The 13769-nt window shown below is 66.5% G+C and carries 12 protein-coding genes; 7 read left to right on the top strand and 5 right to left on the bottom strand.

Going from position 1 to position 13769, the window contains the following annotated elements; translation table 11 throughout:
• The 3 genes from ABH923_RS01790 to ABH923_RS01800 all read right to left on the bottom strand — a co-directional run bounded on the left by ABH923_RS01790 (position 1) and on the right by ABH923_RS01800 (position 4366).
• The gene (locus ABH923_RS01790) at positions 1-1767 is read right to left on the bottom strand and encodes a proline--tRNA ligase (RefSeq protein ID WP_370053475.1); all 1767 of its coding nucleotides are present in this window, start codon (positions 1765-1767) and stop codon (positions 1-3) included.
• 44 nt (positions 1768-1811) lie between these two features.
• Positions 1812-2948 (bottom strand): flavodoxin-dependent (E)-4-hydroxy-3-methylbut-2-enyl-diphosphate synthase, encoded by a 1137-nt coding sequence (ispG, locus tag ABH923_RS01795; RefSeq protein WP_370057260.1) that lies wholly within the window; start codon positions 2946-2948, stop codon positions 1812-1814.
• Positions 2949-3034: 86 nt separating this feature from the next.
• Positions 3035-4366, bottom strand: a complete 1332-nt coding sequence (locus ABH923_RS01800; RefSeq protein WP_370053476.1) for an RIP metalloprotease — start codon at positions 4364-4366, stop codon at positions 3035-3037.
• A gap of 160 nt (positions 4367-4526) precedes the next feature.
• Here ABH923_RS01800 and ABH923_RS01805 point away from each other — a divergent pair, with 160 nt between their 5' ends.
• The 5 genes from ABH923_RS01805 (at position 4527) to ABH923_RS01825 (ending at position 9339) form a co-directional block, all read left to right on the top strand.
• A complete protein-coding gene (locus ABH923_RS01805) occupies positions 4527-4787 on the top strand; it encodes a hypothetical protein (RefSeq protein WP_370053478.1) in 261 nt (86 codons plus the stop codon).
• Positions 4788-4799: 12 nt separating this feature from the next.
• A complete protein-coding gene (locus ABH923_RS01810; protein WP_370053480.1) occupies positions 4800-7505 on the top strand; it encodes a DUF4135 domain-containing protein in 2706 nt (901 codons plus the stop codon).
• Between the two features lie 13 nt (positions 7506-7518).
• Positions 7519-8028: a hypothetical protein gene (locus ABH923_RS01815; protein ID WP_370053482.1), complete on the top strand. Its 510-nt coding sequence runs from the start codon at positions 7519-7521 to the stop codon at positions 8026-8028.
• A gap of 286 nt (positions 8029-8314) precedes the next feature.
• Positions 8315-8755 (top strand): hypothetical protein, encoded by a 441-nt coding sequence (locus ABH923_RS01820; RefSeq protein ID WP_370053484.1) that lies wholly within the window; start codon positions 8315-8317, stop codon positions 8753-8755.
• A 32-nt stretch (positions 8756-8787) separates the two neighbouring features.
• Entirely contained in the window at positions 8788-9339 is a 552-nt protein-coding gene (locus tag ABH923_RS01825; RefSeq protein ID WP_370053485.1) for a GNAT family N-acetyltransferase, read from the top strand.
• Positions 9340-9368: 29 nt separating this feature from the next.
• Here ABH923_RS01825 and dxr read toward each other — a convergent pair whose 3' ends face one another.
• Both dxr and ABH923_RS01835 read right to left on the bottom strand, forming a co-directional pair.
• Complete coding sequence (dxr, locus tag ABH923_RS01830; protein ID WP_370053487.1) at positions 9369-10454, bottom strand: 1-deoxy-D-xylulose-5-phosphate reductoisomerase; 1086 nt, start codon at positions 10452-10454, stop codon at positions 9369-9371.
• Positions 10454-11428 (bottom strand): FKBP-type peptidyl-prolyl cis-trans isomerase, encoded by a 975-nt coding sequence (locus ABH923_RS01835; protein WP_370053489.1) that lies wholly within the window; start codon positions 11426-11428, stop codon positions 10454-10456. The genes dxr and ABH923_RS01835 overlap by 1 nt, the downstream gene beginning before the upstream one ends.
• Positions 11429-11493: 65 nt before the next feature.
• Here ABH923_RS01835 and ABH923_RS01840 point away from each other — a divergent pair, with 65 nt between their 5' ends.
• Together ABH923_RS01840 and ABH923_RS01845 are read left to right on the top strand one after the other, a co-directional pair.
• The gene (locus ABH923_RS01840) at positions 11494-12840 is read left to right on the top strand and encodes an aminotransferase class III-fold pyridoxal phosphate-dependent enzyme (RefSeq protein ID WP_370053491.1); all 1347 of its coding nucleotides are present in this window, start codon (positions 11494-11496) and stop codon (positions 12838-12840) included.
• Between the two features lie 20 nt (positions 12841-12860).
• A complete protein-coding gene (locus tag ABH923_RS01845; RefSeq protein ID WP_370053493.1) occupies positions 12861-13769 on the top strand; it encodes a hypothetical protein in 909 nt (302 codons plus the stop codon).

Genomic DNA, 13769 nt, shown 5'->3' on the forward strand with positions numbered 1-13769 from the left:
TCAGGCGGTGAGTGCCGCGACGGCCTCCGCCAACGGGAGGGTCGACCGCTCGCCGGTGCGGCGGTCCCACAGCTCGACCTCGCCGTCGGCGGCGCCACGCCCGGCGACGAGCACGCGCGGGATGCCGATGAGCTCGGCGTCGCCGAACTTCACACCGGGCGAAACCTTGGGGCGGTCGTCCAGCAGCACCTCCAGGCCGGCGGCCTCCAGGTCCGCGGCGGCCTGCTCGGCCACCTCGAAGGCGACGGCCTCACGGCCGGCCGCGACGACGTGCACGTCGAACGGCGAGACGGCCGCAGGCCAGACCAGGCCCTTGTCGTCGTTGTTCTCCTCGGCGATGATCGCCAGGATGCGGGTGACGCCGATGCCGTAGGAGCCCATGGTCACGGTGACGAGCTTGCCATTCTCGTCCAGCACCTTCAGTCCCAGCGCCTCGGCGTACTTGCGGCCGAGCTGGAAGACGTGGCCGATCTCCATGCCGCGCGCGAGCTCGACGGGGCCGGAGCCGTCCGGAGCGGCGTCGCCCGGCTTGACCTCGGCGACCTCCACAGTGCCGTCCCAGGCGAAGTCGCGCCCGGCGACGAGCCCGAACACGTGCTTGCCCTCGACGTTGGCGCCGGTGATCCAGCCGGAGCCGTCGACCACGCGCGGGTCGACGACGAAGCGGATGCCGGTCGAGGCCTCCTCGCCGAGCACGGGTCCCTCGGCCGACCAGGGGCCGATGTAGCCCTTGACGAGGCCGGGGTGCGTGCGGAAGTCGTCCTCGGTCGCCGCCTCGATCTCGGCGGGCGCGAAGGCGACCTCGGCGCGCTTCAGGTCGACCTCCCGGTCGCCGGGCAGGCCGACGACCACGAGCTCGCGCGTGCCGTCGAGGTGGATGAGCGCCAGGACGACGTTCTTGAGGGTGTCGGCGGCGGTCCACGCCCGGCCGTCCGGGCGCGGGTGCTTCTCGTTGGCGACGTCGACCAGGGTCTGGATGGTGGGGGTGTTCGGAGTGTCGAGCACCTCCTGGGGCGTCAGTTTCTCGTAGCCGCGCGTGGGCGGCGCCAGGGTGGTGAAGGCCTCCACATTCGCCGCGTAGCCTCCGTCCGAGCGCACGAATGTGTCCTCGCCGACCGGGGTGGGGTGCAGGAACTCCTCGCTGCGGGAGCCGCCCATCGCGCCGGCGTCGGCCTGCACGATGACGTAGTCGAGGCCCAGGCGGCTGAAGATGCGCTCGTACGCGTCGCGCTGCGCCATGTAGCTGGTGTCGAGGCCCGCGTCCGTGTAGTCGAACGAGTACGCGTCCTTCATGGTGAACTCGCGGCCGCGCAGCAGGCCGGCGCGGGGGCGCGCCTCGTCGCGGTATTTGTCCTGGATCTGGTAGATCGACAGCGGCAAGTCCTTGTACGAGGAGTAGAGGTCCTTCACCAGCAGGGTGAAGACCTCCTCGTGCGTGGGGGCGAGCAGGTAGTCGGCGTCCTTGCGGTCCTTGAGGCGGAAGATGCCGTCGCCGTACTCCTCCCAGCGACCGGTGGCCTCGTAGGGCTCGCGCGGCAGCAGCGCGGGGAAGTGCACCTCGTGCGCGCCGGCGGCGGTCATCTCCTCGCGGATGATCTGCTCGATGCGCGCCTTGACCCGCAGCCCCAGCGGCAGCCACGCGAAGATGCCCGGCGCCTGGCGGCGGATGTAGCCCGCGCGCACGAGGAGCTTGTGGCTGGTCACCTCCGCGTCGGAGGGGTCTTCACGGAGGGTGCGGAGGAAGTAGTTCGTCAGGCGAGTAGGCACCGTTCCATGTTAGTGGTGCGGTGATGCCGCGCCCGCCGCGGGCGCTAGTGGCCGACGGTGACGGTGGGCTCGCCCGAGGCGACCTGGGCGTCCGCCATCTCGGCGGCGATGCGGTTCGCCTCCTCGATCAGGGTCGCGACGATCTCCGCCTCGGGCACGGTCTTGATGACCTCGCCCTTCACGAAGATCTGGCCCTTGCCGTTGCCGCTGGCGACGCCGAGGTCGGCCTCGCGGGCCTCGCCCGGGCCGTTGACGACGCAGCCCATGACCGCGACGCGCAGCGGGACGCTCATGCCCTGCAGGCCCTCGGTGACGTTGTCGGCGAGGGTGTAGACGTCGACCTGGGCGCGGCCGCAGCTCGGGCAGGACACGATCTCCAGCTTGCGCTCGCGGAGGTTGAGCGACTGCAGGATCTGCAGGCCAACCTTGACCTCCTCGGCGGGCGGGGCGGACAGCGAGACGCGGATGGTGTCGCCGATGCCCTCCGAGAGCAGGATGCCGAACGCGGTCGCGGACTTGATGGTGCCCTGGAACGCCGGGCCGGCCTCCGTCACGCCGAGGTGGAGGGGCCAGTCGCCCCGCTCGGCGAGCTGGCGGTAGGCCTTGACCATGACGATCGGGTCGTTGTGCTTGACCGAGATCTTGAAGTCGTGGAAGTCGTGCTCCTCGAAGAGGCTGGCCTCCCAGACGGCGCTCTCGACGAGGGCCTCGGCGGTCGGCTTGCCGTACTTCTGCAGCAGGCTCGGCTCCAGCGAACCGGCGTTGACGCCGATGCGCAGCGAGACGCCCGCGGCCTTCGCGTAAGCGGCGATCTTGCCGACCTGGTCGTCGAACTTGCGGATGTTGCCCGGGTTGACGCGCACGGCGGCGCAGCCCGCGTCGATCGCCGCGTAGACGTAGTTGGGCTGGAAGTGGATGTCCGCGATGACCGGGATCTGGCTCTTCTTGGCGATGATCGGCAGCGCCTCGGCGTCGTCACGGCTCGGCACCGCGACGCGCACGATGTCGCAGCCGGAGGCCGTCAGCTCGGCGATCTGCTGGAGGGTCGCGTTGATGTTCGTCGTCGGCGTCGTGGTCATCGACTGGACGCTGACCGGGGCGTCGCCGCCGACCAGGACCTTTCCGACACGGATCTGACGGGACTTGCGACGGGGTGCGAGGGTCTCGGGGACCTTGGGCATCCCCAGGTTGATTGCTGCCACCCGACAATCCTACGCGGCCGAGTGGGAGACGGCTGGGCGTCGGGTGAACGGCGGGTATGCGGTGGTCAGCCGAAGAAGTTGATCGGCTTCACAATGTCTGCATACATCAGCAGCAGACTCATCGCCCCCACCAGCACCACCACGGTCATCGTCAGGGGCATGAGCTTTGCGATATCGACCGGCCCAGGATCGCGTCGCCCGAACAGCTTCGCGATCGAACGCCTGAAGCCCTCCCACAGCGCCCCGGCGATGTGGCCGCCATCGAGCGGGAGCAACGGAATGAGATTGAAGACGAAGAGCGCGATGTTCAGGGAAGCAAGCAACGCGATCATGGTGTAGACCTTGTCGATCACGGGAACACCGTTGAGAGCGGTCAACTCACCTGCCGCGCGGCCGACGCCGACGAGGCTCACCGGCCCGTTCGGGTCGCGCGGAGCCGAGCCGAAAGCGGCGTTCCAGATGTCGACCATGCGCTGCGGCAGGTGGATGACAACGCCGACGACCGCGGAGGTCTGAGCTCCCACGGCGGGAAGAACGGAGGTGATCGGCTGAGGGACCAGCTTCTCCACCGCTCCGATGCCCACAAAGCCGGCTTTCACGGTCTCGATGCTTCCGCCCGATCCTTTGACCGCCTGCCCGTTCGCATCGAGCTTGGCGACCGAGTTCGTCAGCGGGGTGAGCACGACCGTCTGGTCCTGGCCGTCGCGTCGGATGACGACGGTCAGAGGCACGCCTGCAGAGTCACGGACGATCGCGGTGGACTGCGCCCACGACGTGATCTTCTTCCCGTCGATGCTGACGATGGTGTCGCCGGGCTTCAGTCCCGCGGCGGCGGCGGGGGTTTGCGTCGCGTCGGCGCCGCACTTCTGCGACGTGGTCGTCGCGGGAAGCACGCACTGATTGACCGACCCGATAGTCGTCGACGCCTGCGCGGTCCCGAACCCCATCAGCAGCACCCCGAATAGCACCACCCCGATCAACAGGTTCATGAACGGCCCGCCGAACATGATGACGACGCGCTTCCAGACCGGCAGGCGGTAGAAGGTGCGATTCTCCTCGCCCTCCCCCACGGTCTCCGCGCTGGAGGTGCGGGCGTCCTGCACCATCGCCTGCATGAACCCGGTCGTCGCGTTGCGACCGCTGCCGCCGTCCTTGCCGGGAGGGAACATCCCGATCATCGAGATGTAGCCGCCGAGCGGGATGGCCTTGACGCCGTACTCGGTCTCACCGCGCTTGAAGGAGAACAGCGTGCGGCCGAACCCGATCATGTACTGGGTGACCTTGACGCCGAAAAGCTTGGCCGGCACCAGGTGGCCGATCTCGTGCAACGCGATCGAGAGCGCCACGCCCACCAGGATGATGACGACGCCCAGGACGAAGAGCAGCACGGAATCCACGCAGCAAGGCTAACTGCCCATGCTTAGAGCTGCCCCCACAGCCGATTAGCAGACGCGCAACGCGGGCCGACGTCGATCGCCGCGCTCTCGCGCTTCCCTATTGACAGCGTGCCGCTGAACAGATACCGTCCCTTAACATCTCACCAGAGAAGGGAAATATATGTCACTCGCAACGCTCAATGAAGCCCTCCGCACCGCAAAGGATGAGCTGGACGAGCCGGGAATCGCCGTAACCGATTTTCGGCCACTTGATGAAGCTTTGGTCAGCGACCTCTGGACCAACGACACGGAGGGGGCGGTCACCTCGATCCTTTTCGATTTCAACCCCTCGTTCGACACGATCAACTGCTCACGAACGTCGACCTGCGGCTGCGCCTCTGCTGAGGAGAGCTATTCGCTTCCCGTGGACTTCAAGCTCTGATCGAAGCTCTCAATGAAGCTCGACCCCCATCATTACCTCGACACACTCGGGGAAGCGGGCCAACGAAGCTGGCCCGCAATCCCGTTCTGGGGTTCTGTCGAGGCACTTGATGGAGCCTTGGCTGGTCTCGCTATTGGCGGCGCCGCGCGTGCCGTCCGCAACGCCTTCCTTGTTCACTTCGTGGAATCGGCAGCCGAAATCGCTCGGTCAGCGGTCACGACTGCCGTCATTGAAGAAGGAGGCGACTGGAGCGAGCCAGCCAAGGCGTGGGAATGCGTCAGCGATCGCGCCTTCGGGGCTCGGATCTTGTCGGAGCAGCCCGTTCTCGCGGCACGAATATCTCGTCTTGCGGAGGTCTTTGCGACCTCGGCGCTGCAACTAGTCGAGCGCCTCGACGATCCCGTCGTCGAGAAGGTCGGAACTGTCAGCCACGTTCGCATCCTGGGGGACATGCATCTGAGAGGGGCCGTCGCGCTCCTCTACTTTGAAGGAAAGCCTCGGCTGGTCTATAAGCCGCGGTCTCTCGCCACGGATGTTCTCTTCGAGGCTATTCTGAGCGCCCTGCGGAGTCGAGGGGTAGACGCGTCCATTCCGCGACATCCGAGGTCCGTGGACCGGGTCGGCTACGGATTCCAGGAATACGTCGAGTACTCATCTCCCGAAACCGAGAGTGAGTTCCGTCGCTTCTACGAACGATTCGGCTCCCTGATTGCGCTGTCGTACATTCTCAGGTTCTCCGATCTCCACAACGAGAATCTTTTGAGTACGCAAGCGGGGCCAGTCATTCTGGATGCGGAGTGCTTGCTGAGCTATCCCCCGCTGATTCACGATGGTTGGACACCCAAAGCGCGATCTCTGGTCGCGCCCCCGGAGTCGGTTCTCGACTCCTGGCTGCTGCCGAACTGGCGAATCTATTTCCAGTCACTCGGGCCAATGGACATGACCGCTTTGGGCGCATACGCGCATCCCGATCGGATCGTGCCAATCAGAAAGGTGACAATCGGCGAAGATGGGCGGCCCACTCATACGTATGCTCCCGATGAGTCACGCGCGAGTTTCCAGCATCAGCCGACCACGGCAGACCCCACAGCATTCCCCGCAGGCCCGTACACCCAAGAGATAGCCAACGGCTTCATGAGCACCTACGCTGCGTTCCTGGAGCCGGACTTCAAGGACCTCGTGCTGCGTCTCGTGGAGAAACACACACAACAGGCAAGTACCCGGTTAGTCCTCGACGCCACGATGGCCTATTCAGCGCGGCTGCAACTCTCTAGACCCGTTGCCGAATCCTCCGTGTCACATCCCCTCGGTTCTTTGCGGACATGGATCGACGCCGGCGAACGTAAGGCGATCGACCACGGCGTCGTGCCTCTGTTCGAAAGAAGCATCGTAGGAGGTGAGCTTCTCGCTGCCGATGCCGCGCCGATGCAGACAATTGACACGCCATTCGGCAGGCTGGCCCAACACCTGGAGCGACTGTCGCACAGCGACGCGAAGGCGCAGCTGGAATGTGTGAAGACGAGCCTCGCGCTCGGCGCGCACAACCCAGGTGATGGGGACCCCGTGGCGATCTCGTTGCCGATCCTGTCTGGAATTCACGAATCGATCGACTCTTTGGTGCTTCGCACTTCCCAAGCGATAAAGGGGTCGCCTGACTCTCCGTGGATGACCAGCGCGGATGAGATCAAGGAGGGCTACTGGAGCCTCGGTAGCGCACCCCCGGGGCTTTACCGTGGACTCGCAGGGACCGCGTTGGCCCTTGGCCTTGCGGGACTGAGCCACTCGCGCGCCCGGCACTCGTTTGCCCTCATTCGCGACCACCTCCAGGTCGCTGTTGAGGACTATGTCGGCTTGAGCAGGGAGGACCAGCCTCATCTCGCCGACACCTTTCTCGGCGCGGGACATGTGGGGCCGCTCGTATCCATCGCTTCGATCGCGGCGTTGGAGGGCGATCGGAAGACGATGAGCTGGGTTTCAGCCATCGGCCGCCGACTCCCAGCCCTCGCCCCGAGCGTGGAACTCGACTTTGTCGGCGGTGCGAGCGGCTTGACGGTGGCCTTCCGACGACTGCATGAGCTCTCCGGTGAACGCAACTTTGAACGAATGGAACGCCAAGCAAGAGAGCGCCTCATAGCCGAATTGCCCAGAGCCGTCTCTTCGCAGCGGGCAGCCGTCGGATTGGCTCACGGCCTTTCCGGCGTCGCAACCGCGTTGATGGGTACACACTTGCGCTCGCCTGCAACTCCGGCCCACGAGACGGCTTTACATTGTCTTGACCTCGAGGACGACCTCATTCGAAGGGGGCTCGCAGACAAGCGTGGCTCGTCCTGGTCGTGGTGCTGGGGAACCACCGGGCAGCTGATGACAAGACTGATCGGCAAACACGAATCTGGTCGCTACCCGGAATTGCGCAGATCAGTGACCGCGGTCTCGACGTCATATCAGAACATCTGCCATGGAGCGATTGGTCCGGTTCTTCTGATGCTCACGCCGGCGTATCGTCAGGCGTTTGGCGCGGCTGATGGCCGCGCTGCATCGAGGAAACTGACTCGTCGCCTGCTTGAAAACCCCAGTCCTCGAGTCGGAGCGCCAGCCTTCGCGCCGGACTACGGCCTTTTCACGGGTCTGAGTGGCGTCCTCGCCTACTTCGCTTCGATCCGCGATGAAGCAAGCTTCTCTCTCCTCGACTTGAATTACGCGCCAGGCGAGAATGGTTGAGGCCGTATCGCTCGTGACCCTCGCGATCCTTTGGGCAATTGTGGGGTCCAAGATACTCGCTATCGGCGTGCGGCTCTGTCGACCCGTTGCTGCACCGCGGTGGCTCCGCCCGATTGAAGCGGTGGTGCCGACGTGGCAACTTTTCGGACAGGCCGGTGGGACATATGACCTCTACGCCATCGTTGGCGATCGCATCCAAGGCGAGACCGAACACTTTCATGAAGCGAGTGCGGCGATGCGCGGGTGGTATTCCCCGATCATCAATCCGAATTCGCGATACCGCGCTCTCCTCCGCGAAGCGTTGCGGACCGCGGCACACGACCACGTCAGCGGGCGCAGTCAAGCGCACAATGAAGTCGCCGCCTCATTCTTGAAGCGGGCAGGACAGTGGGAAGTGCGCGCCGCACATCCTCGCGACTTTCACGAGCGCAGATTCTCTGTATACATAGTCCTGGATCAAGGGCATTTCGGCACCACCGCCCCTGAAGCACACGCTGCTCTCGGGCCGTACGACGCGGCCTGACGTGATCCCCCTTTCGCTCTGCCTCCTTGGCCTGGGTTCTGCGCTCTCCGGAGTCGAGGATCTCGTAACAGTGCGGCGTTCTCGAATCGTTCTGAACCTTGGAGCGTCGCGCTCCATCGCCATACTCGTTGTCTCCAGTGCTCTGGCGATCTCGGCTGGGCTCCTCGTCGTCGCGGCTCTGACTTCATCCAATGCGACGCTCAGCACTGTCCCTTTCCTGGCGACCACCTTCCTTGCCCTCGCCATACGAGCTGCAGTCATCCGATCACAGGACGGGTCCGATCGAATGCTTCTCCTCGCCGTCGGCGGCATGCTCTCCTGGGTGACTTTGAATTTTCAACCCGGTCCAGGTGCGTCACTGACTCGCCTTGCCATCCTCGCTCTACTCGGAGTGGCCTATTTTGAGGCCGGATTGGTTAAGGTCAAAAACCCCACCTGGCGAAATGGGCGGCAGCTCGCGTCGATCATGAACCTCAAGGAGGTTGGCAACAAAAGAGTCGCGCGTCTTTTGATACCACGCCCTCGCCTTTCATTCACGTTGAGCTGGATGGTGATAGGCCTCGAGCTATTGGCAGGCGCGCTCTTGGCGATCGGTGGTCTCCCCGCGCTGTTCGCAGCGGGTGCCCTCACAATGATGCATTTCACAATTGCTGTCGTCATGGGTCTAGGGCGGTTCTTCTATCCGTTTGTTGGCCTGTTGGTGATGCTCATCGCCACTCAGGGCTAATCGCACTTTTCACAACACGAGGAGGAAGACTCATGGACTTGTCACATGTCGATGGCTATTCGCTTAGCCCGTTCGGACCCCAGGAGTATGCGGAGTTCAACCAACGTTTACGTGACCCTGAAACATGGAGGCCGTACAACTGGTTCGGCTTTGACTACCTCGGGAATCCGGGAGTAAACCTCCAGGCAGGAATGTTCGGTGAAGGCGGGGTTCTCGCAATCTCGAACCAGCGCTCCGCCATCGTCGGGCAGGTCCAATGGATTCCTGGATTCTGGTACGGCGGCGCGAACCGGCACCGCGCTTGGAATATTGGCATTGTGGTGCTTCCCGAATATCGAAATACGCGCGCGGCGAGAGCTGGCACACAGCTCCTCATCAACTATCTCTTCGAGCACACAACGGCCCACCGCATCGAGCTGACAACGGCTCCCGAAGCTGTCGCGATCGAGTCTGGCATCAGATCCCTAGGGCTAACCCGCGAAGGAACTATGCGCAAGGCACAGTGGCGCGAGGGCGCATGGCGCGACGTGGCGATGCTTGCGATACTGCGAGAGGATTGGCAGCTGCGAACGCGCACCGGCTAGTAGGCCGGTTCGTCGTCCAGGATCGTGGCTCAGCCGGCGAGGTGGGCGTCGGCGGTCGCCCGCGCCCAGCGCTCGGCCTCGGCGAGCGACTCCAGGGTGAGCTCGCCGGCCGGCTCGTGCTCGTCCACGACCCGCTCCACCGTGTCCACGATGTCCAGGTAGCCGATCGCGCCCGCGTGGAACGCCGCCACCGCCTGCTCGTTGGCCGCGTTGAACACCGCGGGGTAGGTCCCGCCCGCGGCGCCGACGCGCTTGGCGAGCGCCACGGCAGGGAACGCCTCGCCGTCCAGCGGCTCGAACGTCCAGGTGTGCGCCTGCGTCCAGTCCAGCGGCGCGCCGACCCCCGGCACCCGGTCGGGCCAGCCCAGGCCGAGCGAGATCGGGAGGCGCATGTCGGGCGGCGACGCCTGGGCGATGGTCGAGCCGTCCACGAACTCCACCATCGAGTGGATGACGGACTGCGGGTGCACCGTGACGTCGATCCGCTCATACGGGACGTCGAAGAGCAGGTGCGCCTCGATGACCTCCAGGCCCTTGTTGACGAGCGTCGCCGAGTTGGTCGTGACGACGAGTCCCATGTCCCAGGTCGGGTGCGCGAGCGCCTCGGCGGGCGTGACGTCGCGCAGGGAGTCGCGGGATCGGCCGCGGAAGGGGCCTCCGGAGGCCGTCAGCACCAGCCGCCTGACTTCGCCGGCCGTTCCGGAGCGCAGCGCCTGCGCGAGCGCCGAGTGCTCGGAGTCGACCGGCACGAGCTGGCCGGGCGCCGCCGCCTGCTTGACCAGCGCGCCGCCGACGATCAGCGACTCCTTGTTGGCGAGCGCCAGCATGGCCCCGGTCTCCAGGGCGGCGAGCGTCGGCCCGAGCCCGACCGACCCGGTGATGCCGTTGAGCACCACGTCGGCCTGCACGGAGTGCAGGAGCCGCACCGCGTCGTCCGCGCCGAGCGCCGTGTCGTGCACACCGAACCGCTCCGCCTGCTCGGCGAGGAGGTCCGCGTTGCGCCCGGCGGTCAGCCCGACCACGTCGAACCGGTCGGGGTTCGCCGCGATGACGTCGAGCGCCTGCGTGCCGATCGAGCCGGTGGACCCGAGGATGACGACGCGGCGCGCGGGCATCAGCGGCTCGTCTTCAGGATGTCGACCACGAACACCATTGTGTCGGTCGCCTTGATCGCTCCGGAACCCTGCGCGCCATAACCGTCGGCCGGCGGAACGATCGCGATCACCTGCGAGCCGACCTTCTGGCCCTCCAGAGCCTTCTGGAAGCCCTTGACGACGCCGGTGGTCTGGAAGGTCGCCACCTGGTTGCGGCTCCAGCTCGAGTCGAACATCTGCCCGTTCCTCCAGAGCACGCCCTTGTACTGGACGGTCACGGTGTCGCCGGACTGCACGGTCTCGCCGTCGCCCTGCTTGAGCACCGCGACCTTGGTCTCGGTCGGCGGGTCGGCCTTCGGGATGGTGATGCTCGGCTCGCCGGTCTTGGCGTCGTCCTTCACCGTCGGGAAGCCCGGGGTCGGCGCGACGGCCTTGCCGTTCGCCTTGGTCGGGGCGATGTCGGCGATGTCGGCGACGAACACCACGGTGTCCTTCGCGGTCAGCTTGAGCTGCGAGATGTCGGCGTTGCCGAAGGCCGTCTTGGCCGGGGCGGTGAGCACGACGCGCGAGCCGACCGGGAGGCACTCGACCGCGCGGACCAGCCCGGGCACGAAGGCCTTGTCGTCGACGGTGATGGACTGCGTGGCCTGGCCGTCGAAACCGGCCGGGGTGGTGAGGCTCTTGCCGGTGGTGCCGTTGTAGGCGGCGAGGGCGATGTCGACGCTGGAGCCGGCCTTGGCCTCCGCGCCCTTGCCCTTGATGACGACCGTGCGCTCCATGTCGCTGGTCTTCAGCGGCGCGGGGACCGTCACGTCGGGGGTCTTCAGGAAGCCCCCTGACACCTTGATCGAGTCGGAGGAGGACCCCGACTTCACGTTCTGACAGGTTGCGGCCGCAGCGGTGCTGGTCGCCGTCGGACTGGGCGACGAGGAGCTGCAGGCGGCGAGGCCGGCGACGACGATGGCGGCTGTGAGGACGGAAAGGGATCTGCGCACGAGGAGCCAGTCTGCCCCATCCACCTAGGTCCCCGCTGAACGGACGCCTGAACAACGCCCATACGATGGAGGTCATGACCCGCGACTTCTCCGTCCCCCAGTCCCGCCACGTCGTCACCGAGCTCCCGGGCCCGCGCTCCGTGGAGCTGCAGCAGCGCCGTATCGCGTCGGTCAGCCGGGGCGCCGGGACGCTTGCGAACATCTACATGGAGTCCGGTTCCGGAGCGATCCTGGTCGACGTCGACGGCAACCGCCTGATCGACCTGGGCTGCGGCATCGGCGTGACCACCATCGGCCACGCGCACCCCGCCGTCGCCGCGGCGGCCGCCGAGCAGGCCGCGAAGCTGACTCACACGCTCTTCACGGTCACGCCGTACGAGAACTACGTGCGCGTCGCCGAGAAGCTGGCCGAGATCACCCCTGGCGACTTCGAGAAGCACAGCATCCTGGTCAACTCGGGCGCGGAGGCCGTCGAGAACGCGGTCAAGATCGCGCGCAAGTACACGGGCCGCCGGGCGATCGCGACGCTCGACCACGCCTTCCACGGCCGCACCAACCTGACCATGGCGATGACGTACCGCCCCTGGCCGGAGCGCGCGGGCATGGGCCCGTTCCCGGGCGAGATCTACAGCCTCCCGATCAGCTACCCGTTCCGAGACCCGGAGGGGATGACGGGCGAGGAGGCCGCCGAGCGCACCATCGACTACATCGAGACCCACATCGGCGCCACCGAGCTCGCGGCGCTGTTCGTGGAGCCGGTGCAGGGCGACGGCGGCGTCATCATCCCGGCGCCCGGCTACTTCACGCGGCTCTCGGAGTACTGCACCGAGAACGGCATCGTCTTCGTCGCCGACGAGATCCAGGCCGGCATCGGCCGCACCGGCACCTGGTACTCGATCGAGCACCACGGCGTCGTCCCCGACCTCATCACGTCCGCCAAGGGCATCGCCGGCGGCTTCCCGCTCGCGGCGGTGACCGGCCGCGCCGAGATCATGGACGCGGTCCAGCCCGGCGGCATCGGCGGCACGTTCGGTGGCAACCCGGTCTCCACCGCCGCGGCTCTGGCGGTCTTCGAAGCGTTCGAGCAGGAGGACCTCCTCGGCGAGGCGAAGCGCGTCGAGAAGGCGCTGTGGGCGCGGATCGGCGACTGGGCCGATCGGTTCCCCGTCGTCGGCGAGGTCCGCGGCGTCGGCGCGATGTTCGGCATCGAGCTCGTCGTGCCCGGCACGAAGAAGCCCAACCCGGAGGCGCTGAAGGCCGTGCTCGCGCACGCGACCGCCAACGGCGTCATCCCGCTCGACGCCGGGAGCTGGGACAGCGTCCTGCGCCTCCTTCCGTCCGTCGTCATCAGCGAGGAGTTGATCGACGACGCCGCCACGGTGATCGAAGAGGCGCTCGGCCGGCTCGGCTGACCGCCCGGAGACGCCAGCCCATGCGCCTGCCCCGTCGGTTCGCCGCCGCGGTCCTCGTGACCGCGGCGGTCCTCGCGGCCCTGCCCGCGGTCGATGGCGCGGCGGCGGGGGACGCCACGGCGGCCACCACGACGGGAGCGACCGCGACGCTCGTCGAGAAACCCCAGCCGGCGTTCGACCCGGGCGACATCATCAGCGACGACAGCTTCTACAACCCGTACGCGATGACGGACGGCCAGGTGCAGCACTTCCTGGACACCCGCACATGCACACCCAAGGACGCCTCCCCGTGTCTGGCGGACTTCCGCATGGACGTGCCGCGCACCCCGGCCTCCGCCGAACGCTGCGCCGCCATCCCTGCGCGGAAGGGCGAGCGGGCCAGCAGCATCATCGTGCGGATCGCGCAGGCGTGCACGATCAGCCCGCGCGTGCTCCTGGTGCTGTTGCAGAAGGAGCAGTCGCTGCTGACGACGCCCAGCGCGACCGGCTACCAGAAGGCCACCGGATACGCGTGCCCGGACACCGCTGCCTGCGACACCCGCTACTTCGGCTTCTTCAACCAGCTCTACCGCGCGGCCTGGCAGTTCCGGGAGTACACAGCACACCCGGCCGACTGGCGCTACAAGGTCGGCGCCAACCGCATCCAGTACCACCCGGACGTCACGTGCGGGGCGAGCACGGTCCGGGTGGTCAACCAGGCGACGGCGAACCTCTACAACTACACGCCGTATCAGCCCGACACGAAGACGGTCGCGCAGCCGACCGGCCCTGGCGATAAATGCTCCGCGTTCGGCAACCTCAACTTCTCGCGGCTCTACAACACCTGGTTCGGCGATCCGCGCAGCGTGCGGTACCCCGGGCTCCAGCTCCCCTGCCTGATCTACGCGGGAGGCTGGGGCTGCGCGCCGCTCCGGCCGTTCGGCGAGTGA

Source organism: Leifsonia sp. EB41, assembly GCF_041262565.1.
GTDB lineage: Bacteria > Actinomycetota > Actinomycetes > Actinomycetales > Microbacteriaceae > Leifsonia.

Excerpts from the sequence above, each read along its gene's own strand:
- ispG (WP_370057260.1), bottom strand. The coding sequence starts at position 2,948 with ATGCCCAAGGTCCCCGAGACCCTCGCACCCCGTCGCAAGTCCCGTCAG.
- ABH923_RS01805 (WP_370053478.1), top strand. The coding sequence starts at position 4,527 with ATGTCACTCGCAACGCTCAATGAAGCCCTCCGCACCGCAAAGGATGAG.
- ABH923_RS01810 (WP_370053480.1), top strand. The coding sequence starts at position 4,800 with ATGAAGCTCGACCCCCATCATTACCTCGACACACTCGGGGAAGCGGGC.
- ABH923_RS01820 (WP_370053484.1), top strand. The coding sequence starts at position 8,315 with ATGCTTCTCCTCGCCGTCGGCGGCATGCTCTCCTGGGTGACTTTGAAT.
- ABH923_RS01825 (WP_370053485.1), top strand. The coding sequence starts at position 8,788 with ATGGACTTGTCACATGTCGATGGCTATTCGCTTAGCCCGTTCGGACCC.
- dxr (WP_370053487.1), bottom strand. The coding sequence starts at position 10,454 with ATGCCCGCGCGCCGCGTCGTCATCCTCGGGTCCACCGGCTCGATCGGC.
- ABH923_RS01840 (WP_370053491.1), top strand. The coding sequence starts at position 11,494 with ATGGAGGTCATGACCCGCGACTTCTCCGTCCCCCAGTCCCGCCACGTC.
- ABH923_RS01845 (WP_370053493.1), top strand. The coding sequence starts at position 12,861 with ATGCGCCTGCCCCGTCGGTTCGCCGCCGCGGTCCTCGTGACCGCGGCG.